General features: G+C 28.8%; 23 protein-coding genes. 6 read left to right on the plus strand and 17 right to left on the minus strand.

Annotated elements, in window-relative coordinates:
• The first annotated feature begins 100 nt into the window (after positions 1-100).
• Together C7N44_RS05105 and C7N44_RS05110 are read left to right on the plus strand one after the other, a co-directional pair.
• On the plus strand, positions 101-1102 hold the full coding sequence (locus C7N44_RS05105) for a zinc-dependent alcohol dehydrogenase family protein (RefSeq protein ID WP_105956835.1): 1002 nt from the start codon (positions 101-103) through the stop codon (positions 1100-1102).
• A gap of 19 nt (positions 1103-1121) precedes the next feature.
• Positions 1122-1514 (plus strand): VOC family protein, encoded by a 393-nt coding sequence (locus C7N44_RS05110; RefSeq protein WP_105956836.1) that lies wholly within the window; start codon positions 1122-1124, stop codon positions 1512-1514.
• A 50-nt stretch (positions 1515-1564) separates the two neighbouring features.
• Here the strand turns inward: C7N44_RS05110 and C7N44_RS05115 are convergent, their stop codons facing one another.
• The 6 genes from C7N44_RS05115 to C7N44_RS05140 form a co-directional block, all read right to left on the minus strand.
• Entirely contained in the window at positions 1565-2050 is a 486-nt protein-coding gene (locus C7N44_RS05115; protein WP_105956837.1) for a hypothetical protein, read from the minus strand.
• A gap of 15 nt (positions 2051-2065) precedes the next feature.
• On the minus strand, positions 2066-2992 hold the full coding sequence (locus tag C7N44_RS05120) for a GH25 family lysozyme (RefSeq protein WP_105956838.1): 927 nt from the start codon (positions 2990-2992) through the stop codon (positions 2066-2068).
• Positions 2993-3089: 97 nt separating this feature from the next.
• Positions 3090-3815, minus strand: a complete 726-nt coding sequence (locus C7N44_RS05125; protein ID WP_105956839.1) for a hypothetical protein — start codon at positions 3813-3815, stop codon at positions 3090-3092.
• Positions 3816-3894: 79 nt separating this feature from the next.
• Positions 3895-4689 (minus strand): metal ABC transporter permease, encoded by a 795-nt coding sequence (locus tag C7N44_RS05130; protein ID WP_105957000.1) that lies wholly within the window; start codon positions 4687-4689, stop codon positions 3895-3897.
• Positions 4690-4697: 8 nt separating this feature from the next.
• Positions 4698-5363 (minus strand): metal ABC transporter ATP-binding protein, encoded by a 666-nt coding sequence (locus C7N44_RS05135; RefSeq protein ID WP_105956840.1) that lies wholly within the window; start codon positions 5361-5363, stop codon positions 4698-4700.
• A complete protein-coding gene (locus tag C7N44_RS05140; RefSeq protein WP_225362948.1) occupies positions 5350-6249 on the minus strand; it encodes a metal ABC transporter solute-binding protein, Zn/Mn family in 900 nt (299 codons plus the stop codon). The genes C7N44_RS05135 and C7N44_RS05140 overlap by 14 nt, the downstream gene beginning before the upstream one ends.
• A gap of 132 nt (positions 6250-6381) precedes the next feature.
• Between C7N44_RS05140 and C7N44_RS05145 the strand changes: the two genes are divergently transcribed.
• Entirely contained in the window at positions 6382-7248 is an 867-nt protein-coding gene (locus C7N44_RS05145) for an N-acetylmuramoyl-L-alanine amidase (RefSeq protein WP_105956841.1), read from the plus strand.
• Between the two features lie 45 nt (positions 7249-7293).
• Here the strand turns inward: C7N44_RS05145 and C7N44_RS05150 are convergent, their stop codons facing one another.
• Positions 7294-8517: an MFS transporter gene (locus tag C7N44_RS05150; protein WP_105956842.1), complete on the minus strand. Its 1224-nt coding sequence runs from the start codon at positions 8515-8517 to the stop codon at positions 7294-7296.
• A gap of 278 nt (positions 8518-8795) precedes the next feature.
• On the opposite strand from C7N44_RS05150, the gene pyrF reads away from it, so the two are divergent.
• Positions 8796-9530, plus strand: a complete 735-nt coding sequence (gene pyrF, locus C7N44_RS05155) for an orotidine-5'-phosphate decarboxylase (protein ID WP_105956843.1) — start codon at positions 8796-8798, stop codon at positions 9528-9530.
• Complete coding sequence (pyrE, locus tag C7N44_RS05160; RefSeq protein ID WP_105956844.1) at positions 9514-10146, plus strand: orotate phosphoribosyltransferase; 633 nt, start codon at positions 9514-9516, stop codon at positions 10144-10146. The genes pyrF and pyrE overlap by 17 nt, the downstream gene beginning before the upstream one ends.
• 52 nt (positions 10147-10198) lie before the next feature.
• Here pyrE and C7N44_RS05165 read toward each other — a convergent pair whose 3' ends face one another.
• Positions 10199-10534, minus strand: coding sequence for a hypothetical protein (locus C7N44_RS05165; protein ID WP_105956845.1), 336 nt, complete (start codon positions 10532-10534; stop codon positions 10199-10201).
• A gap of 34 nt (positions 10535-10568) precedes the next feature.
• Entirely contained in the window at positions 10569-12023 is a 1455-nt protein-coding gene (gene cls, locus C7N44_RS05170) for a cardiolipin synthase (protein WP_105956846.1), read from the minus strand.
• Positions 12024-12130: 107 nt separating this feature from the next.
• On the opposite strand from cls, the gene C7N44_RS05175 reads away from it, so the two are divergent.
• Entirely contained in the window at positions 12131-13087 is a 957-nt protein-coding gene (locus C7N44_RS05175; RefSeq protein WP_105956847.1) for a baeRF3 domain-containing protein, read from the plus strand.
• A gap of 30 nt (positions 13088-13117) precedes the next feature.
• Here C7N44_RS05175 and C7N44_RS05180 read toward each other — a convergent pair whose 3' ends face one another.
• From C7N44_RS05180 to C7N44_RS05215, 8 genes are all read right to left on the minus strand, one after another.
• Positions 13118-13783, minus strand: coding sequence for a helix-turn-helix transcriptional regulator (locus C7N44_RS05180; RefSeq protein ID WP_105956848.1), 666 nt, complete (start codon positions 13781-13783; stop codon positions 13118-13120).
• 268 nt (positions 13784-14051) lie between these two features.
• On the minus strand, positions 14052-14696 hold the full coding sequence (locus tag C7N44_RS05185) for an ATP-binding cassette domain-containing protein (RefSeq protein ID WP_105956849.1): 645 nt from the start codon (positions 14694-14696) through the stop codon (positions 14052-14054).
• On the minus strand, positions 14696-16612 hold the full coding sequence (locus tag C7N44_RS05190; protein ID WP_105956850.1) for a hypothetical protein: 1917 nt from the start codon (positions 16610-16612) through the stop codon (positions 14696-14698). Before C7N44_RS05190 ends, C7N44_RS05185 begins: the two co-directional genes overlap by 1 nt.
• Before the next feature lie 10 nt (positions 16613-16622).
• Positions 16623-16910 carry a lactococcin 972 family bacteriocin gene (locus tag C7N44_RS05195; RefSeq protein ID WP_105956851.1) on the minus strand — a complete coding sequence of 96 codons (288 nt, stop codon included), beginning with the start codon at positions 16908-16910 and terminating at the stop codon, positions 16623-16625.
• A gap of 302 nt (positions 16911-17212) precedes the next feature.
• On the minus strand, positions 17213-17599 hold the full coding sequence (locus C7N44_RS05200) for a hypothetical protein (RefSeq protein ID WP_105956852.1): 387 nt from the start codon (positions 17597-17599) through the stop codon (positions 17213-17215).
• 770 nt (positions 17600-18369) lie between these two features.
• A complete protein-coding gene (locus C7N44_RS05205; RefSeq protein WP_105956853.1) occupies positions 18370-19311 on the minus strand; it encodes an MraY family glycosyltransferase in 942 nt (313 codons plus the stop codon).
• 212 nt (positions 19312-19523) lie between these two features.
• Complete coding sequence (locus C7N44_RS05210) at positions 19524-19799, minus strand: hypothetical protein (RefSeq protein ID WP_105956854.1); 276 nt, start codon at positions 19797-19799, stop codon at positions 19524-19526.
• A gap of 94 nt (positions 19800-19893) precedes the next feature.
• Positions 19894-21534, minus strand: a complete 1641-nt coding sequence (locus C7N44_RS05215; RefSeq protein WP_105956855.1) for a peptide ABC transporter substrate-binding protein — start codon at positions 21532-21534, stop codon at positions 19894-19896.
• Positions 21535-21673 lie beyond the last annotated feature (139 nt).

Below are 21673 nucleotides of genomic sequence, written 5' to 3' on the forward strand. Positions count from 1 at the left end.
ATGAGTTATCATAATAGTTGTAAGATTGTGAAATGATTAATTAATTATTTTGCATAAGAAATTAATAAACTTGAAATTCAATATGAAAGGATCTTGAATTATGAAAGCATTAGTTTTAACTGGTAAGAAACAATTAGAAATTCAAAATACTGAAAAACCTGAACCAAAGGCTAACGAAGTTGTTGTAAACGCTAAGTACGCTGGTATCTGTGGTACTGATTACGCATTGTATAATGGACTTCCTGGTTCAGCTCCAGCTGTTCCTCCAATCGTTTTAGGACATGAAAACTCAGGTGTTATCTCAGCTGTTGGATCAGACGTTACTGATTACAAAGTTGGTGACCGTGTAACTGTTGACCCTAATATCTACTGTGGTAAATGTAAGTACTGTCGTACTGGCCGTCCTGAATTATGTGAAAACCTATCAGCCGTTGGTGTTACTAGAAACGGTGGCCTAGAAGAATACTTCACTGCTCCTACACAAGTTGTATACAAATTACCTGAAAGTGTTGATTTAAAATCAGCTGCTACATGTGAACCAATTTCATGTGCTGTTCACGGTATGGACTTATTAAGCATTAAACCTTACCAAAACGCTCTAGTTATTGGTGATGGTTTCATGGGTCTAATCTTTGCTCAATTACTAAAATCATACGGTGTTAAATCAGTTACTTTAACTGGTCGTCATGATGACAAATTAGCTACTGAAAAAGAAAAGACTGGTGCTGACAAAGTTATCAACACTACTAAAGAAAAGATTCCTTCAGAATACGATGTTGTTATCGAAGCTGTTGGTCAACCTGCTACTCAAGAACAAGCTGTTGAAGCAACTGTTAAGGGTGCTCAAGTATTAATGTTCGGTGTTGGTGCTCCTGACCAAAAATTCGAAATGAACACTTACGAAGTATTCCAAAAACAATTAACTATCCAAGGTGCATTCATTAACCCTAATTCATTTGAAGATGCTATCGCATTACTACAAAGCAAGGGTGTAGATGTTGCTGACATTATTGATAATGTTATCAGCCTAGAAGATGTTGAAGGCGTTCTAAACGGTACTTCAGACCTTAAAGGTAAATGTGTAGTTAAGGTTTCTGACTAATTATTTGGAGGATAAAATTATGGCTTTAAACGATTACTTTGATGGATTACAACACGTTGGAATCCCTTCAAAAGATTTAGATAAGACAATTGAATTCTACAAAGCATTAGGCTTTGACCAAGCTGGCGCATTCCATAATGGTGAAAACCGTTGTGCATTCATGAGATATGGTAACTTAACCATTGAAACATGGGAAGGCGATCCAGTTGCTATGGAAAATGGTGCTATTAACCATCTTTCTATGAACTGTACTGATGTTGATAAAGCATTCGAAGCTGCTAAAGAACAAGGTTTCAATGTTTTAGATGACGAAATCCAATCAATCCCTACTTTCTGGGACAATGGTATTCGTTTCTTCAATATTCAAGGTCCTAACCATGAAAAAATTGAATTCTGCCAAATCATTAAATAATATTTGATAGAAAAAAATAGCTTCCCATTTGGGAGGCTATTTTTTTGTGTTTATGGATGTGTTGCATATAAAGGTGTTTTTTTATTATTTTTAATTGAATCTTTTTGATTGAAATGAACATATTTGCTTGAGATCCAACCTTTTGTGCTAAAACCCTTGCCATAAATACTTACATAATAAGAAATAGATTGACTAAAGCGACGTTTCTGATGTTTAGTTACTTTATAAAACTTAGTATCCATATGTTTCTTAGATACCTGCGCACTATAATTTGATGGATTGTTAACAATGATTTTTTTTAAGGATATTTTTTTATGTTTATTAGTTGTTAAATATCCTTTATCATTCAATGAAACTTTTTCATTGCCCAACTTAATAGTTCTATGATAAGTATGCGTTGTATGCATTACTTTTTGTTGATGATTACTTTCAACATGATTTTTGTTGGCAGCAAATGCTAACTGATTACCAGATAAAATTAATGATCCCATAATCACTCCACTTAATAATAATTTAAAATAAATATTGTTATTCATTAAAAGACTTCCCTTTTATTTATATATAGATACTGATTTTTTATTAGCAGTGTATGTTGCTAAATTCCCTTTTGCCATGACCCGATCATTTTTAACTTTAAATGATTTAATAGGTAAAATTTCACCATACTTAGCTTTACGAAGCACTTTACCATTAATATATAAATCAACACCATTTTTATTTATAACCTTCATATAGCTCATATTTTTAACATGATAATAAAGATTTAAATTAAGTTTTTTGTTGTTTTTTCTATATAGTAAATCATTTATTCTACCGCCATATGGAATGGTATTCCCATCAACCTTTTGGCTCAATGATACACTAGGATAAACATTAGTATATTGCCATAGGTCATATTTATACGATGGATTAGGCATGTACTTAGAATAAGAAGCTAGCCAAATATTATTATATGCATTTAAAGTATTTTTATTGAATAAATCTAATGTACTTTTAGATCCATATAATACAATTGGTTTGCCATCGTTCACAGCGCGCATCTCACTAGCCCAAGCTAAAGTTGAAGCATCAGTATTGTTTTTAAATCCAGTTTCAAAATCATTTGCATAAAACAATGCACCCTTAGCTAAAGTATAAAGTCTACGAGCTTCTTGCCTTGCTTGATATGGGTTATTATATTCACTATATCCATAAACCCCATACTTTATATTATAACGATCCATTAACTTAACATTATGTTCAAATTGGGTATCCTTGTAACTACCATCTTGTACTCTTAAAATAACAAATTTAACTTCTTTTTTGAGATTCTTAGACTGATTATCAGTTAAATAACCTTGATACTGTGATATGTCATAAGCTACTGGTGAATAATTCTGGCTACTAGCGTTTACATTCGTTTTACCAAAAAATACAAATAAAAGCATACATAAAAATACAGTTGAAATACAAGCTAAGATCTTATTATTTTTATCCATAATTATTCACAACGTCCCTTTTAGTATTATTGGTAAGAAAGTATAACAAAAAAATAGTCTAAAAACCACTAAGAGTCATAGACTATTATAGATATTATTATTTAATTGAAGCTGCCATCTTTAATGCAGCTGTAGCATTAGGAGCCTTAACTGTGTAAACAGAATTTCCTTCTTGCCAAGTAACTGAGCTTTCAGTATCACTTTCAATTTGGATATTACCTTTACTTTGAGGAATAGGTAATGAATTGCTTTGAACAAACTTAACAGCTGCTTTAGCATTATCTACTGCTTTGTTACCGCCATTTTCAACATTAGCATGTGATACTAATGACCAATTACCAAAGTTAGTGCTTACATAAGCTTGACCAGCACCACGATCTTCATGACCTTTAACATTGTAACCTAAGTCTACTGAAGGTAATCCCTTAGTACTGTCGCTGCTTTGGTAGCCTACTTGTTGACTAGCAGCATTGGTATTACTATAGGTCTTCTTATTTAATGTTGAGCCATCCGTTGAATATCTAACATTATAGTTAGCCTTGTCACCACTAATTTTAGATTGAGCTGAATTTTGTCTTGGTAATTTTTCGTTTCCTAATTTACTATCATTATGGCTTGAACTAGTAGTATTACTAGAACTATTAGCTGAAGATGATTTGCTAGAGCTTGAATCACTTGAGCTAGAATTAGATGATTTCATGCTTGAACTAGATTCTTGTGAGTCACTACTCTTTGATGATTTATCTGAGTTACCTTGACCACAGGCAGTTAAAACTAAGCCTAGAATGGCAATTGCAGGTACAATTTTCTTCCATGCTTTCATATAAATTGAGCATCTCCTTGTAAAACTATTTATAAATTCAGTATAACAAATGTGCAAGTCAATTTGTTTAAAGTTTAGGTTAAATTCTTGTTACTTTATCGTAAAGAACTGCAATAATATAAATAATTGTTTCAATTAAAGCAATAAAGAAACTGACTGGTAAATTGGTAATAAAACTTAGGTATAAACCTACCCAAGTGCCAATTAATGAAAATATAAAGGATAATAACATCATCCCCCAAATACTATGGGCAAAATATTTAGCTGATGATGCTGGAATCGTTAATAAAGCAAAGATCAATAAAGATCCCACTATTTGTGCTGTGACACTAACTGTACATGCCAACAATATCAAAAATACAATTGAAACAAAAGTATTAGCTCTAGAATTAAAACTAGCTCCAATGTCATCAAATGAATTGTATTTTAATTTACGATAAATCAAAATAATTACTAAAATAATTAAAATACTTAATGCAACTAAAGTTGTTACATTATCCAAACTTATTCCCACAATACTACCAAATAAGATATTAGTAGCATAACTAGATTGACTATTAGCTAGTGATAAGAATAAGATTCCTAAACCAATAAATAAAACTGAAAACACACTTATTGATGATTCCCGACGGCTGACTTTCGAGCCCACCGTTCCAATCATCAAGGAACTTAAAATGGTGAATATTAACATCCCAATAATGGGATTAGTTCCTAAAAACACTCCAAAAGAAGCTCCAGAAAAACTTATTTCAGATAGTGTATGAGTAAAAAATGCTGTTCTTCTAGCAACAACGAATACTCCTATTAATCCACATAAAATGGATATGAAAAAACTAGCAATAAATGCATATTGCATAAATGGATAGCTAAACATATCTAACATTATTTTACCCCCTTTATTTTGGAAATGGTTCCTTGATGATTATAAATATTTAAATCATAGTCACCATAAGTTTGCACCAAAACTGGATCGTGGGTAATAAACATAACTGCAGTGTTAGTTTTTTTAATAACTTGTTTAACCACATCTAGCAATAAAAATTTTGCTTCTTTGTCTAAGCTCGCGGTACTTTCATCTAAAATAAGTAATTTTGGTTCTGAAACTAATGCTTGTGCTAAGAAAACTCTCTGTTGTTCACCACCGGAACAATTACCTAGTGGTGTTTTAGCCAAAGCTTCCAAATTAGTCATTTTAATAACTTTTTTGACTAACGCTTTTTCATTTTTACCTAACCAAGGAAGCATTGAATGTTGTAAACCTAAACTAATAAAATCTTTTACTGTTAAAGGATAATCATTATCAATGTTCCTAAATTGTGGCACATACTTCAACTGACTGCGTTTAACATTAGCTTTGACGGTATTATGCTTATTAAAATTTTTTAAAATAGCTTTAACCATGGTTGTTTTACCAACTCCATTTTCTCCTGTAACACAGGTTAAAGTAGCTGGTAAAATTTGAAATGATAAATTATTAATCAAGGTACGATTTTTAACTGCAACGTTTAAATTGTTAACCGACAAAAGCGGTTGATTATTTTCTTTCATCTTGTATCCTTTCTACTTGTTGGTATTGTGACAGCATCCAATGCTGATAAGTTGTATTACTTGGCATTGTTTCAGTAACTTTAACAACTGGCACTTTATGTTTTTTTGCTAATTGAACTAAATTATCAACGATGGAATCACTAGCTTGGGTATTTTCAACAAAAAAAGCAATTTTATGATGAATAATATCGAGTTGTACTGATCTGATTTCACCAGGAGTCGGATCAGTTCCGTTTTCTACTGCCTTGGAATAGCCATTATCTTTAATTTGATAACCCATTTCATTTAATGAATAATCAAAAACCGGTTCTGAAACATCGACTAATTTTTTTCCCTTATTAGCTTTTAATTGTGCAATTTTATTTTGAATAGGAACAAAAGTTTTAATGTATTTTCGTGCATTATTCAAATAATATTCTCTATTAACTGGATCCTTGTTGCTCAAAGTTTGGGCAATTTTATTGGTTAACTTAATCATAGTTTGACTAAAATACCAAACATGCGGATTATCACCAGTTTTTTTATTGAGTAAATCGGCACCAACATTTAATAATTTAGTGTGATGCTTTGTATTCTGGGTTAACGGTTCGATCCATAAATCATAACCTAATCCATTATATACGACTAAATTCGCATTCGAAATATTCTCAGCAACTTTAATTGTTGGTTGATAATCATGTGGATCAACATTAGGATTATTTATAATTGATGTAACTTGGGCCTTGCTTCCAGCAACTGCGCTAGCTGCTTGTCCATATATATCAGTTGAGGTGACAATTTTCATTTTATTAGAGTGAGCGAAGTTACTATTACCACATCCAACTAAAATGATGCTCATAAAAAATACCATCATCGCAACATAAAATAAGTTCCGAATACTTTTCAAAGTTAGATACTCCTTATAATTCCAGATATAATTAATTGATAATTACACATAATTGATACATAATTTTAACATATATATATTACAATTATTCTAATGAAGCATTAGATTTAAATAGTATTCGAGGTAAATTAAATGATTAAACAAATTTGGATAGATTTTAAAAATGCCCCGTTCAGAATTTGGCTAATCAGAGGAATCATATCAGTGATTTTATTAATAATGTTAATCATTGAATTAGCTAGATTGATATCCTCTCCAAAAGTAGAAGCTGAAAGCTTGAACTTGAGAAATGCACCAAATGATCAATCAAAAATCATTGAGCAAGTTCCGTATGGTCAACACTTAAAAATAATCAAAAGTAGTGAAAATAATTGGTGGTATGTAAAGTACAATAATCATAAAGGTTGGATTGCATCATGGTTATTAGATAAAAAAGATTATAATTCGAAAAACAGTAACAAAATTGATGAAGCTACCATTGTAATTGATCCTGGACATGGTGGCTCTGATTCTGGAACTTTATCCGCAAATCAACAATATATGGAAAAGACTTATACTTTAAAAATGGCTAATAAAGTTGTCAGCCGCCTTAAAAAAATGAATGCCAATGTAATTATGACTCGAGATTCAGATAAATACGTTAGCTTAGGACAAAGGACTCGATTGTCTAATTATGTAAAAGCTGATCTATTTGTTAGCTTCCATTTTGATTCTGCAAATGGTGATGGTAACGCCAGTGGTTTTGGTGTATATAAATACCATCCTAATGCTGATGGCGTTGCCAATAAAGTAAATGAAGGCTTTGACTTGCCATTACATAGTCGTGGCGTTTCAATGGGTGACTATTATGTTTTACGTGAAAATAAACAACCTGCTATTTTACTAGAAATGGGATTTATGGATAGTAATCATGATTTGCAATACATTAGAAGCGATTCTTATCAAGAAACTGTTGCTAATCAAGTTGGAAAATCAATTAATAAATACTTTAATGAATAAAAATAACCACCTAGGTCTTATACCTAAGTGGTTATTTATTTGATATTAGTTTTTAGATAAGTTCTTTAAAGATGAAATGGACATCATGACAATAAAGCTAAAGATATATAAACATGATAGCATTCCCATAATCATAAATAATGAATGGCTTTCCATTAATAATCCAATCACGAATGGTGAAAAACCACCAATTGCACGCCCAATTCCCATAATAAAGTTATTGGCAGTTGATCTAATTTCTGTTGGGTATAGTCGACTAATAATTGCTCCATAGCCACCATACATCCCGTTAGAAAAGAAACCGACAACTGTAGCTGCTAACAATAATGTAAAACCATTAACTGCAATTGTAAGTCCATATACCGCAAAAGCAGCAATCAACAAGAAGATTCCAAAAGCTTTACGTGGCCCTAGCTTATCTAAGATGATGCCAAAGGTTAACATTCCAGCACTCATTCCAGTAATCGTAACAATCATCCATAATGATGATCCTGAAACACTTAATCCAAGTTGCTTTTGCATAATTGATGGCAACCAATTGATTAAACCATAGTAACCAGCAATTTGCACAATAACCATTGTACTTAGTGCCAAGGTTTGATAAGTAATTTTAGGTGTCGAAAATAACTTCTTAATTGAAACTTTAGGACGTCTCTTAGTATTCGACATTGCTGCTATGAAATCTGGACTTTCTTTTAAATGTCTTCTGATTATAAATGCAAAGAAGATTGGAATAATGCCAACTAAGAATAATGCTCGCCAGCCAAACATTGGCACCATAAAAGCTGCCAATAGAGCTGCAACAATTGAACCTAATTGACCACCAATTATTGAGATAGAAACTGATTTACCTAATTGTTTCTTTTGGAAACTTTCACAAATCATTGCTACGCCGGCTCCATACTCACCACCAGCACCTAAGCCAACTAAGAATCTTAAAATTAATAAGGTTGTAAAGTCTTTAGCAAAGACGACTCCTGCAGTGGCAAAAGCAAAAATGAAAATGGTATAAGTTAAGATTTTAACTCGACCATAGCGATCAGCTAAAAGACCAAATAAAATACCACCCAATAACGTCCCAAATGTAGTGATTGTTGACAACATTCCAGCGGCTGCTGAAGAAATGTGTAAACTTGCAATAATTGAAGTCAAAGTAAAAGAGATAAATGATATATCCATACTTTCTAACATTTGACCAATCGAAGTTGATGCAATCACCCATTTTTGGTTTTTCGACGTTAAAGCGTGGCTTTTTCGCGTGTTTTCCATATTCAATTCCTCCAAAACGAATGCTCGCAGACATTCATTATTTTTTTGCAATATCTATGAATCAGATATTTTATTCTTCAAAAATTATGCGCTATATTTTTTTAGATTGCAAGTTTAATTTTAAATTTGCATAAAATAAAAATTAATGTATAGTTAAAGTAATTAATGATTTTAAATTAGTCCAGAGAGACTAGCAAATCGATGAACGAAATAAATGTACCCTACACTCGTCGTCTAGTCTCTTTGACTAGACGATTTTTTTATTGGGAGGGTAATTAATGAAACCAGTTTTTATTGCATTGGATTTTCCGACAGCAGCAAAGACTTTTGAATTTTTGAAACCTTTTTTAGGAATTAAAAATCTTTTTGTGAAAGTAGGCATGGAATTATTTTATCGTGAAGGACCCGAAATTATTAAAAAATTAAGACACAATAATATCAATGTTTTCTTAGATTTAAAACTGCATGATATTCCACATACTGTTGAAAAGGCAGCTTTTCAATTAGCTAAGTTGGATGTTCAATATACAACTATCCATGCACTTGGTGGCGGCAAAATGATTCGAGCAGCTAAAGATGGATTAACTAACGGTAGTAAAAATTATCATAATAAATTACCTAAATTATTAGCTGTTACCCAATTAACATCTACTTCTGCTGAACAATTAAACGTTGAGGAACAAATAAATGTTAGTATGACAGAATCAGTTGCTCATTTAGCAAATATTGCTTATCAAAGTGGTGCTGATGGTGTTATTTCTTCAGCATTAGAAGATAAATTTATTCATGAAGAAGTGAAAAAAGATCTGTTATGTATCAATCCTGGAATTAGATTAAATGACAATGATAATGATGATCAAAAAAGAGTGGTTACCCCTACCAAGGCAAGACAATTAGGTAGTGATGGCATTGTTGTGGGGCGCAGCATTACCCAAGCATATAATCCAGTTGAAACCTATAAAATGATTTTTTCACAAATTAACGGAGGTAAACAATATGAATCAATCTATTAGTTCTAAAATTGCCAAAGATTTATTAAATGTTAAAGCTGTGTCATTATCACCCCATAAACCATATAATTGGTCATCAGGCATTAAATCCCCTATTTATACTGATAATCGTATTACTATTAGTTACCCAACAGTTAGAAATGATATTGCTGAAGAATTAGCTAATTTAATCCAAAATAAGTTTCCAGAAGTAAATGTAATTGGTGGGGTTGCTACTGCTGGGATTCCTCATGCTGCTCTAGTTGCTGAAAAATTAAATTTACCAATGATTTATGTACGTTCAAAGCCTAAAGATCATGGACAAGGTAAACAAATGGAAGGCTTCGTTGATAAAAATGCTAAAGTTGTACTAATTGATGACTTACTATCGACTGGTAATAGCGTATTAAATTCTGCTAAATATCTCATTAATCATAATATTAATGTTTTAGGTGTCGCCGCTATTTTTACTTATGGATTACCTGATAGTGTTGTTAATTTCAAAAAAGCTGAGATTAAATTTGATACATTAACTGACTATCCTACAATTATTGAACAAGCAAAAATAGATAGTCTAATTTCTAAAGAAGATTCTGATTCATTAAAAGCATGGCATCAAGATCCATGGAATTGGAAATAAAAAACAGGTTTTCTAAATGAAATAAATTTTAGAAAATCTGTTTTTTTTAATCCTATTTATGATTTTTCTGAATAAAAAGAAATATTGCAGATACTATTAACAAAATAATTCCTATAGATAAATTAATTAACAAAACTAATGAACCTGCAATTCCCAAAATATGACCAATAATTGAAATATTATTACTTTTACTTTTAGTCATCGACCATATATTAAATACCAATAAAATAATAATAATCACATAATTAATAATATGGACATAGCTAGGTACTGGTGTTTTATTTATAATTGCAGCTGAAGCAATAAATATTAGAGCAATCGAAACTAGACAGCCAACTATATTTAAAAAACCAGTAAATGTGTTTAAACCAAGTCTTTTTTTATTCATAAATATACCTCCAAACATTTTGATATACATCTTATTATAATATTGGTGAGAATAATCTGCTAAAAACTTGCTTGAATTTCAACCATTTTGGTTGTCTATTCATACTTTCAATAGTTTCTAAAGTACTATCACGCATATCTTTAATATAAATTGAACGTAATTGATTACTAATAGACTCATCATATAGAAAAGCATTAATTTCAAAATTTAATTTAAAACTACGAAAATCAAAATTAGCTGATCCTACAGAAGCAACTTTCCCATCAACTACAATTGTTTTAGCATGCAAAAATCCCTTTCTGTAAAAGTAAATTTTTACACCATATTTAGCCAATTGTTTAGCATAATATTGAGTTGCGCGATAAACAAAAGGATGATCAGGTTTACAAGGAACCATAATTCTAATATCTACGCCCGACATGGCAGCACTCTTAATGGCATCAGTAGTACTATCATCAGGAATTAAGTATGGCGTTTGAATCCAACAATAATTTTTCGCAGTTTGAATTAATTTAATATACCCCAACTTAATTTGTTGCAAACTAGTATCAGGACCACTAGATACAATCTGGACGTTAGTACTTCCATCCTGATAGGTAGGCGGAAAATAAAAATCTTTATTATTAACCTCATCAATCTGACGATGAATGTCAGTAACATTCCAATCTAAAATAAACTGTGCTTGTAAATTATAAACGGCGCTACCAATTATTCTCAAATGGGTGTCACGCCAATTACCAAATTTCTTTTTACGGTTTAAATATTGATTACCAATATTGAATCCACCAATATATCCTATTTTTCCATCAATAACGACAATTTTACGGTGATCTCTAAAGTTAATACGAAAGTCAGTGATTGCAGAATGGGTATGTAAAAATGGTTCTGCCATCCCACCTGCTTTTATTAATGGCTTAAAAAAACGACGAGTTGTTCCTAAAGAACCAAAACTATCATATATAACATGTACTTTCATGCCCTGTTTAGCTTTTTTGACCAACACATTTAAAACTTGGTTCCCAATTTCATCATTATAAAACGTATAAAATTCAATGTTGATTGAAGATTTTGCTTTATTTAAATCTCTAATCATCTTGCTAAACAAGTCATTACCCTCAATAAATATCTTGATATGGTTACGTCTGGATAAATCTGAAATATCAGAGTTCTTAAAAAGTTTAACTAGGTTTCTAGCTGAATAGGCAACTTCATCCGCTTTAATACTTTTGGGATTACTATGTAGTCTAAGTTGTTCTTCTAACACTTGATGGATTCTGTCATTATCTTTATCTTGAAAACGGAATAATCTTTTTTTAGGCAATTTTCTACCAACGAAGGCATAGATTATAAAACCGATTACTGGTAAGAAAGATAAAACTAATAGCCATGCCCAAGTGGCAGATATTTCTCGTTCTTCCCTAAAAACAGTGATTAACGCTAATACTTCATTGGCTAAAATAATAAAATCAATAATAGCCATTATACTCATTTAAAGTCCTCTTTTTTATGTAATTATAATGATATTATAGCATATTATATTTTTATCATTATCTATCGTGATATACTATTAATATATCAAAAAGGGGGGTTTATAAATTGACGTCCACTACTGAACTAAGAAACATGTTGACTTTGGACTACGAAATGGGTCCATTCATTTCACTTTATGTTACCTTTAAAGAAATAAGTAACAAAAATGAATATTTAAATTTAATTCAAAATATAAAAACAAAGTTTATTAACAAATATAATGAAAGTTTATGGTCTAAGTATGAACGTAAGCTTAAAAAATTTAATTTTGATCGTGCTAAGCATGTTGATAATGGAACTGGATTTGTATTATTTGTAAGTGTTAAGGCTATTCATTCATTTACATTAACTAAGAACACTGATACTAAAGTTGTAATGGCTGACACTATGGACATTATTCCTTTAATAAAAGAACTAGAATCTGAATTACATTATCGTTTATTAATTTTAGAAAAAAATAGTTTTAGATTATACCGTGTTGATAATGGCAAGATTGATGCAATTAATCTGGTAAATAAACCTATTTCTGTGTTAATAGATAATGATCAAAATAAATTTTATCAACTGGTAGATGAATACATTACTGATATGTTCAAAGATGATGATTATCTACCAACTGTATTAATTGCTAATGAGCAAAATCATAAATTATATGCTGATATTGCTAAGCAACCAAAGTTGTTAAAAGATATCATTTATGAAAATGATGTTAATGAAAATAATCTAAATGACATTATTGATAAGGTTAACCAACAATTTTATAAGGCTGGTATTAAAAATAATAAATTTAATTACGGTAAAGCTAAGGCTAAAAATGCTGTTTCAGATGATTTAAAAGAAATTATTTATGATGCTACTTCAGGTCAAATTGATACATTATTTATTAATGAAGATAAATATGACAAACTTTATAATGATTTAGCAATTACAACCATCGGCTTCGCTGGCGAGGTATTTGTTCTTTCTAAAGAAGATATGCCAGTTGATGCTGATTGTGCCGTAATCAATCGAAAATATGTATAGTAAAAAGACTACTCAAATGAGTAGTCTTTTTTAGAAATTATTAAAAAATGTACTGCTTCTAGGACCAGAATTAACATAATTTTCATATTTAGTATATCTATCACCAATAATGTCCCTTATATTTATTGGTATATGATTTTTAGCAATTGGACGTGCGTTAAAAACGAATGATCCTTTATGCTTAACTAAAGCCCAATGATGTTTCTTGTCATATAAACCTGTCGAAAATTTTAGCCAATCGCCACTATTAAATGGATCTGAGTTCACAAGTGCATCCATTTTCCCACTTTTAGTTTTAGTTGGAAGAACTGCATATCCATATTCCGTTTTTAGAAATGGATTCAATACATCGATTCGATCTACCTGATTAATTCTGCCATATATAAAAATGCTTGATGATAAACCAATCATTAATAAGAATATCCCAATAGCAATAAAATATTTTACATACCTTCTCTTTTTTCTCACATCATTGCTAATATTCTTTACGGTTCCATGATCATCTTCATCTAATAAATCGTCCAATGAAATATGTAGAATTTTACTAATACTGAATAGAACATCCAAGTTTGGATAATTTTGATTATTCTCCCATTTAGATAATGCTTGCCTAGTAACATGCAATTTATCAGCTAATTCTTGTTGAGTAAGATTCATATTGTTCCTACCAATTTTAATTTTTTCACCTATTTTCATATAATCACTCCTTTAATATAAACAAGATTATATTGAAATACATGAAAAGTCACGCAACTTTTTGTTGCAATATGTAATAAAAAATGAAAAAGCTACTCAAACTGGAGTGATTTACAAAAGTTATTTATTTATATGAAACTAAATGGATGATTTATGGAATGATTTGAATATTCAATCGAGGTCATTCATTTTATTTTTAAATTTGTTACAAAAACCGCCTTACAAAAGTTAGTTTTTATTTTTAACTTTTTGTAAGGCGGCTAATAATTTATATTTTATTTGATATTCCTTCAATATTTACGATAACATCTGATAAATTAAATACAATTGGATCATGTGTTGCTATAATAATTATTTTATTTAATTTTTTCATGGGATATATAATATTTTTTAAAATATCTTTAGAATTATTAATATCTAGCGCTGCAGTGGGCTCATCTATTAATAGTATATTAGGATTCTTAATAATCATCCTAGCTATCGCTACCCTTTGCTGTTCACCACCAGATAATTCATAAATCTTTCTTTTTAAAAAGTTTTTATCTAAATTGACTTTTTCTAATGCATTGACCATTATATCATTGTGATTTTTCTTTTTTTTTAATGGAAACGCTATAGAAAGATTATCAGATACGGTATCATTATCCAATAAAGCATAATTTTGGAAAAGATACCCCATTATATTAGCAAAATATTTACTTTGCTTAATATTTTTAATGTTTTTATTATTATACATTATTTTTCCATTATATTTATTATCAAATCTAGCTATAATGTTCAGAATTGTAGACTTTCCCGATCCTGAAGGCCCTTTTAATGCATATATTTTTCCGGATGTAAATTTATAATTTAAATCTTCGAAAATTACTTTTTCTTTATATTTTTTATATATGTTATTTAAAGTCAAGTCCATTATAATTTTCCTTTCAAAATAGAATAATTATTTTGTTCATTCATCCAGATTTGTAAAGTGAAAATCAAAACAATTATTATTGTAATAACATATGCTAAATTATTACTATTCATAAACAAATATACTATTCCCGGAGTTATTGAAACAATTAATGAAATATAAATTGATATATATCTTCTTAGAAATGTTTTTCCATTTATTTTCATCAAGAATAATTTTTTTCTTTTTGATGAGAATAATATATATATTGTAAAGTAACAACAAACAAGCACAACTAAAATTGATAATATCAAGTTAAACATTAACATATAATGATTAAAATAAATCGTATGTTGAATCTTAGCTCTGAATATATTTGTGCTTTCAATATTCTTAATATTTAAGAAAGAATTAAGGATATTATTAATGTTCTTAGATTTAAACATTAGTTGTCTTTGAGATGCCCATGCAAGTATATTTTGTTCTACTATAGGACTAATTTTTTTGGCCTCATGTAAATTCAACACTACTACTTGATTTGGAGTTGAAAATGATTGATCTTGATTTTCATCCATTGTTAAATATTTGTAATACTTTTGTTTAGGAATATTAATAACCCTTATGTTTTTTAAAGCAGTATTTAGAGCTGTTGCATAGTTAGCTTTAATATAATTATTGGTTAGTTTTTTATAGGTTAATAATGTTATCGGACAATGTTTTAATGAGCCTGGAGTAATTCGTTGCCCATTACTATATTTAATACTTTGATAGTTAAAATAATTTTCATTTACCATTAAAGCATTTAATGGTGGTTTATCAGAAGGATAATAATTGTAATCCATACTCAATAATAATTTATGTTCAGGAAATTTATTTAATATTCTATTACTTAATATTTTCTGACTCTTATCACTTGGATTTACATTATTAAAATCTAAGAGATTATAAGCTTTTAGTTTATTCCAACTATCATTTGCTTTTGATAGATTTGTAATTTGAATATTACTATCAATGTTTGATTTTATTATATTAGCGAATTCAAAAAATATAAATCCTATTGTTACTAAAGATATTATAGAAATATAATTATAATTTCCTTTCCCCTTCAATATTTCTATAATAGAAAATTTATTAAATATCGCTATTAATAAGATTGTTGAAAATATTATTGTCACCATTATCAATATGTTCAATAATATTGATGCAATCAATGCTAACCTTATTAAATCCGGTGAAATAATTTTAACTATAATATAGAGTAATATTTCGATAATAATAGATGATATAAACAGATGTTTTGTTTCATTAAATAGTTGATCAATATAACTGGTTGTATTACTGTAACCTTTAAATAACTTTTTTATATAATTATATTTTCTTTTTTTTAAAAGTATAAATATATTTAATAAAATTATTATAATTACTAGAAAAAGTATCAAGTAATTAAAGTAAAAATTGTTAATAATGCTAATTGTATCGTTAATAATAGAATTAATACTTGTAGGATTCCAAGTATTAATTTGTAATCCTATAGAGTTCATGTAATTAAATAATTTTTGGGGATTATCATCATTAAATACAGCGTAACCTGTTAACAAGTTACTATTATCATTAGTATATCTTAATTTTTCTTTATTAAGGCCCTTAATATAGTGCATATTACCAAAAATAACCGTCTTAGATTCAAAACGATTATTTTTTTCTTTGTATATCCTTTTAGCAATGGCTATATTATTTTTCTTTGAATAATCTAACAACCGATCATTTATTTGCTTAGTTGATAGATTAGAGCCGTTATAATTAATAGAAAAATTAGTATTTGAAGAAAAATAAGAACTATCATGAGACATGAAATATGCAGTTAGAAATGGCATAAAACATGAAAATATAATTAAAATAATATATATTATATTTCTTGAATAAACTAATTTTTTCATTTATATAATCCTACCAATAATTATAATATGCCTTATTTCCCCACCATGATTTAGGAGCAGAAGCTTTCGCCGTATATCTAGGAACAGTTTTACCACTACTTGCATAATACTGTCCAGAAACTGCAGAACTGTGATAACGATGATTATGTGAATAGTTTGACCAAACATACTTACTTCCTATACCATGTGTCCAGTTACCTCCACCAACATGGGATGCATTAGCTATGGATGATAATCCTATACCTAATGTCGCAATAGTTAAAAAACTTAATATAATTTTTTTGCTGATTTTAAACATAATTACTCTCCTTTGTATTAATATTTTTAACATATATAATATTATATTAACTATTGACAAATAACAAAAAGCCCCTTTTTTATACATATGGTATAAAAAAGGGGCTTTTTGTTACTTATACGTTTATAAATTGAACCATTAGTACAATGATGTAAAAAAGCGTAATAATAATTTAATCATTTTGTGATGTTATATATTATAAAATATCCAAATAAGTTAAATATCAATAATGAAAGAACTAAAGAAATCTTTTCAACAAAGGAGGATTTAATATAAATTTAAAAATTTTATAAAACACTAAATTATTTAGATTCCTTTTGTATATCTATTATATTTCTATTTAAATAATTTAAAAAATCTTTTTTAAATTCTATGGGAACATCAGGTATATCATCTGTAATCCATACTTCTATTATTGAAATAATATACTTGATAAAAATTCTTTTTTTTAAATTGTAATACTTTTTTTTATAAATAATTGCAGAATATCTTCTTTCTAAAAAATTAATCCAATATCCATTTAAAGAACTAGTATATAAAACTTTAATAAGTTCTCTTTTTTCATATATTATAGGAATAATAATGTTAGAAAAATAATTAATTAAATCATCTATATCATAATCAATATTTTTAAATTGAATAAATATATCTTTATCAATTTCTTCAAATATAAATTGTATTATATCCAATTTATCATTAAAATTATTATAAAATGTTGATTTGGAAACATTAGATTTGTAGATTATTTCATTATTAGTTATCTCAATAAGTTGTTTTTTGGAAATTAATTTTAAAAAATTATTGGATATAATTTTCTTAGTTTTATAAATAAAAAGCCCCCCCCTAGCAATTTAATTAATTAAAAATGTTTTATAAATCTATAAAACATTTAAATTTAATAAATAAGCATTTTTGAGAGTGTTTCAATGATTATAAAACATCTTGAACGAAATTGTCACTAAAAAAAATATATATTAATATAAATAAACACTGAAAAATAATTTTTTATACAATTTTTACAATAAGATATTATCTATTGCTGATAAGTATTACAAAATCAAATATTTTTAATATTACATTAATTCAATAACTGCTTTCAAGTTACTATCCATAGTTCATTGTCTCTTTTATATGACAAATTAAAGTTTTAAATTAATTTAAAAGGTTTGACATGATAATTTTGTATAAATGAATAAACAAATTTCATACTTAAATAACAGACCCTGCTAAATTGCATAAAAAACATCTTGATCAAATTATTTTACATACAAATTTTTACTTACTTATTTTCAAAAGATATTAAAAATAGATAATATCTATAATATATAAAATGAAATTAAAGCTTACATCCCTAAACATTTAAAAATTATGAGTCCAATGAATGGAACCATTTTCAGGTAAGCAAAAATAAGAGCAGATTCTCCATAATTAATACAGATAAATTACTCTTATAATGTTTCTACAAAATAGTTATTAAGATTGTAATTAGCGATAATACTATTGATAAAGATGTTAGCAGTAACCATGTTTTTTTAACTGAAAATCCATAGTCAATTAATCTGTAATGTAGCTGCTTTCTATCCCCAATATAAAATGGCTGTTTTTCTTTCAGCCTTTCAAAAATTACCAAGATATTATCAAATATTGGTAAGGCTAAACAAATCACAGGTAATAATATAGTTGTAAATGTTGCTTGTTTCAATAATCCGTCGAGTGATATTACAGCCAATGTATATCCAATTAAAGCAGATCCACTATCACCCATAAATATTTTAGATGGATATTTATTATAAAAGAAATAACTCAAACAACAACCAGATAGTATAATACATAAATAAGCTATATAATAATTACCTTTAATAATCATTATTATAAAAAAGGTCATCGAAGAAATTGTAGATATGGTAGATGCTAAACCATCAATACCATCACTAAAATTTATAACAGTTATAATGCCAAAAATCCAAATCACTGTAAATAAAAAACTAAACAATGGATTGAAATGAATTATTCCAATATTAAAAGGCAATATGATTAAACTAAATTTAGTTCCTGAAAAATATGTCAATACGGCTACTATTACTTGCAGGCTACCTTTAGTTAATGCAGACAAATCATCATGCTTTGTCTTTTTATAATCATCAAATAGTCCTATTATAACTATCATTCCTGAGAGTAAAATAAAAGTTAGTGTTCTGCTCGAGTTATGAAAAAATATTAATAAACATATTATTATTGAAAAATATATGTTTAAACTAGCCAACATTGGTTTAGGTTTATTATGCTTTTTTCTTCCTCTCGGATAGTCCATGAATCCTATTTTTATTGCTATAAGTCTAGTTATTGGAATTGTAACGATCACAATTAAGAATGATATTATAAATACATCTAAAAAGAACATTCATTCTCCCTTTTTTAGACAGCCATATATATAATTTAATTATACTTAGAAAGTTTACTATAAATGTAATTAAACATATAATTGTCTTTTATTTCTTAATTATATGTACTAAGAATTTTTATACAATAAATTATTTTTTTAGATTTATATCAAAATGATTCTAGTTAAAAATAGCCCCACTTAATTAATAAAATAAGTGGGGCTATTTTTAACTAATTATTATGTGAACTAATGATCTGTTTAATGCTCTTTGGTCGATTACGGTTGATCATAATCCCATATCTTCTATTCTTATTGAGTTCACTATATACATCATCATGCATTCTTTCACCATATCTTAATTCATTATGGCCTTGAAGATGACGATATTGTGTCATTGCTCTATTTTGTCTAACTGCTTTAACTGCATCTTTATCAACATCAGTTTGTTCACTGTCTTCATCTTTATTCATCATGTTTTTTACTTTTGAAATTACATTATCCAGCATGTTAATTGCTCCAATCTATAATTTAAAATAACTAACAATATTATTTTAACATTAGTTTAATAATTAATGTTATAAGAAGGACAGACTAGAATACTTATTTATCACTTACATATGCTTTAGCAAAGTCCCAACTGTCACCAGTAGAATTGTATCTTAATCCATGTACGTTAGTTTTTAACAATGTAGGACGAGCATTTTGATATAAATTAACAGCTGAAACATCCTTATCTGCTAATTTACCAGCTTTAACCATATCATCCCAACGTCTGCCTTCATCATTAGAATGGGTATTTTCAGCATCATTCATTAATGCATCAAATTTATTGTTCTTCCATTTACTAAAGTTCATTGAATTGGTAGATTCTCTAGTATCTAAAGTAGCTGATGGATCTGGGATTCCAGGATTCCATCCAGTTAGACACATATCAAAGTTTTGCGAAAGTAACCTAGAAACTCTTTGCTGACTGGGCAAACTAACATTGGTTACTTTTAAGCCAGGTAATTTTTCCCATTGACTTTGCATATATTCACCAACTGATTTAGCAGTATCACTATCGTCAGCAGTTAATTTAAAATCTAAGTTACTCTTACCCACTTCTTTTAATCCTTGCTTCCATAACTCTTTTGCTTTATTTAGATTGTATTCACTAGAATTTTTGACTTGCGCAACATTCGAAAAATCGTTTCCTTTATATGATGCCAATCCTCCAGCAACAAAACTCTTTAATGGTTTGGAACCATCACCTAAAACATCATTAACTAATTGATTGCGATCTAAAGCATAGGAAAGTGCTTGTCTTAACTTAAGATTCTTAAAGGCTGGTACTTTTTGTTGATTTAATTCCACATAATCAGAATCAGCAGTGTTTAATTTATGCAATTCAGGTGAATTATTATAATTGTTTACTTGTTGCTTTGTATTTAAGCTTAATTGATCTAACATTCCGGTTTGATATTCATTCATCCCAGTTTGGCCATCTTTAACAACATGAAAATTAACTTTATTTAATTTCACATTTTTTGCATCCCAGTAATTAACATTCTTCTTTAAATGCCAACTATCATTGGTTCCATTCCAACCTTCAATGGTATAAGGTCCATTGTAAACTTGATTGCTGGATTTGGCTCCGTAACCTTTACCATATTTTTCAACTACTTTTTTATTTTGTGGATACATAACAGAACCAGCGGTTAAGTACTTAAAATAAGTTTGAGGCTTGCTCAAATGAACAACAAAAGTATAATCATCTGGCGATGAAACACCTAATGATGACACTGGTGTCTTTCCCTTACTTACAGCACTGTAGTTAGCAACGTGATCCAAGATGTATGAATCTTGAGATGCAGTTTTCGGATCAGCACTTCTTTGAAAGCCATAAACAAAATCTTTAGCAGTCACAGGGTCACCATTGCTCCATTTAGAATGTCTTAATTTAAATGTATAAGTTTTACCATCTTTGGAAACTTTATAACTTTTAGCGACTCCGCTATCTAACTCATTACTCTTAGGATTTACTAATAATCCTTGATCTGCATTTGCTAATGTTTCAGCACTAGTTGATTCAACAATAGTTGATGGATCTAAAGTTCTAAGATTCCCTTTTTCCATCCAATTAAGTGATTTTGTTTTAGCACCATTTGATAAATTACTACCACTAGCTTGATTTCCACAAGCAGCTAACCCTAAACTTGATAAGGCAGTTAGGGCCACAACTGACAATACTGATTTCTTCATTTTATAATCCCCCTACTTTTATGTAGCGACTGTCCAATGAAGAAATCATTTATCATTCGAATATCTTCATTGGCAGTCTATTTTTATGAAACTTATAAATAATTACGATTCGCATTTTGAATGCCAATAATGTCATGCT

This window comes from Apilactobacillus quenuiae, assembly GCF_002994005.1.
Taxonomy (GTDB): Bacteria; Bacillota; Bacilli; order Lactobacillales; family Lactobacillaceae; genus Apilactobacillus; species Apilactobacillus quenuiae.

Excerpts from the sequence above, each read along its gene's own strand:
- C7N44_RS05105 (WP_105956835.1), top strand. The coding sequence starts at position 101 with ATGAAAGCATTAGTTTTAACTGGTAAGAAACAATTAGAAATTCAAAAT.
- C7N44_RS05110 (WP_105956836.1), top strand. The coding sequence starts at position 1,122 with ATGGCTTTAAACGATTACTTTGATGGATTACAACACGTTGGAATCCCT.
- C7N44_RS05115 (WP_105956837.1), bottom strand. The coding sequence starts at position 2,050 with ATGAATAACAATATTTATTTTAAATTATTATTAAGTGGAGTGATTATG.
- C7N44_RS05120 (WP_105956838.1), bottom strand. The coding sequence starts at position 2,992 with ATGGATAAAAATAATAAGATCTTAGCTTGTATTTCAACTGTATTTTTA.
- C7N44_RS05125 (WP_105956839.1), bottom strand. The coding sequence starts at position 3,815 with ATGAAAGCATGGAAGAAAATTGTACCTGCAATTGCCATTCTAGGCTTA.
- C7N44_RS05130 (WP_105957000.1), bottom strand. The coding sequence starts at position 4,689 with ATGTTTAGCTATCCATTTATGCAATATGCATTTATTGCTAGTTTTTTC.
- C7N44_RS05135 (WP_105956840.1), bottom strand. The coding sequence starts at position 5,363 with ATGAAAGAAAATAATCAACCGCTTTTGTCGGTTAACAATTTAAACGTT.
- C7N44_RS05145 (WP_105956841.1), top strand. The coding sequence starts at position 6,382 with ATGATTAAACAAATTTGGATAGATTTTAAAAATGCCCCGTTCAGAATT.
- C7N44_RS05150 (WP_105956842.1), bottom strand. The coding sequence starts at position 8,517 with ATGGAAAACACGCGAAAAAGCCACGCTTTAACGTCGAAAAACCAAAAA.
- pyrF (WP_105956843.1), top strand. The coding sequence starts at position 8,796 with ATGAAACCAGTTTTTATTGCATTGGATTTTCCGACAGCAGCAAAGACT.
- pyrE (WP_105956844.1), top strand. The coding sequence starts at position 9,514 with ATGAATCAATCTATTAGTTCTAAAATTGCCAAAGATTTATTAAATGTT.
- C7N44_RS05165 (WP_105956845.1), bottom strand. The coding sequence starts at position 10,534 with ATGAATAAAAAAAGACTTGGTTTAAACACATTTACTGGTTTTTTAAAT.
- cls (WP_105956846.1), bottom strand. The coding sequence starts at position 12,023 with ATGAGTATAATGGCTATTATTGATTTTATTATTTTAGCCAATGAAGTA.
- C7N44_RS05180 (WP_105956848.1), bottom strand. The coding sequence starts at position 13,783 with ATGAAAATAGGTGAAAAAATTAAAATTGGTAGGAACAATATGAATCTT.
- C7N44_RS05185 (WP_105956849.1), bottom strand. The coding sequence starts at position 14,696 with ATGGACTTGACTTTAAATAACATATATAAAAAATATAAAGAAAAAGTA.
- C7N44_RS05190 (WP_105956850.1), bottom strand. The coding sequence starts at position 16,612 with ATGAAAAAATTAGTTTATTCAAGAAATATAATATATATTATTTTAATT.
- C7N44_RS05195 (WP_105956851.1), bottom strand. The coding sequence starts at position 16,910 with ATGTTTAAAATCAGCAAAAAAATTATATTAAGTTTTTTAACTATTGCG.
- C7N44_RS05205 (WP_105956853.1), bottom strand. The coding sequence starts at position 19,311 with ATGTTCTTTTTAGATGTATTTATAATATCATTCTTAATTGTGATCGTT.
- C7N44_RS05210 (WP_105956854.1), bottom strand. The coding sequence starts at position 19,799 with ATGCTGGATAATGTAATTTCAAAAGTAAAAAACATGATGAATAAAGAT.
- C7N44_RS05215 (WP_105956855.1), bottom strand. The coding sequence starts at position 21,534 with ATGAAGAAATCAGTATTGTCAGTTGTGGCCCTAACTGCCTTATCAAGT.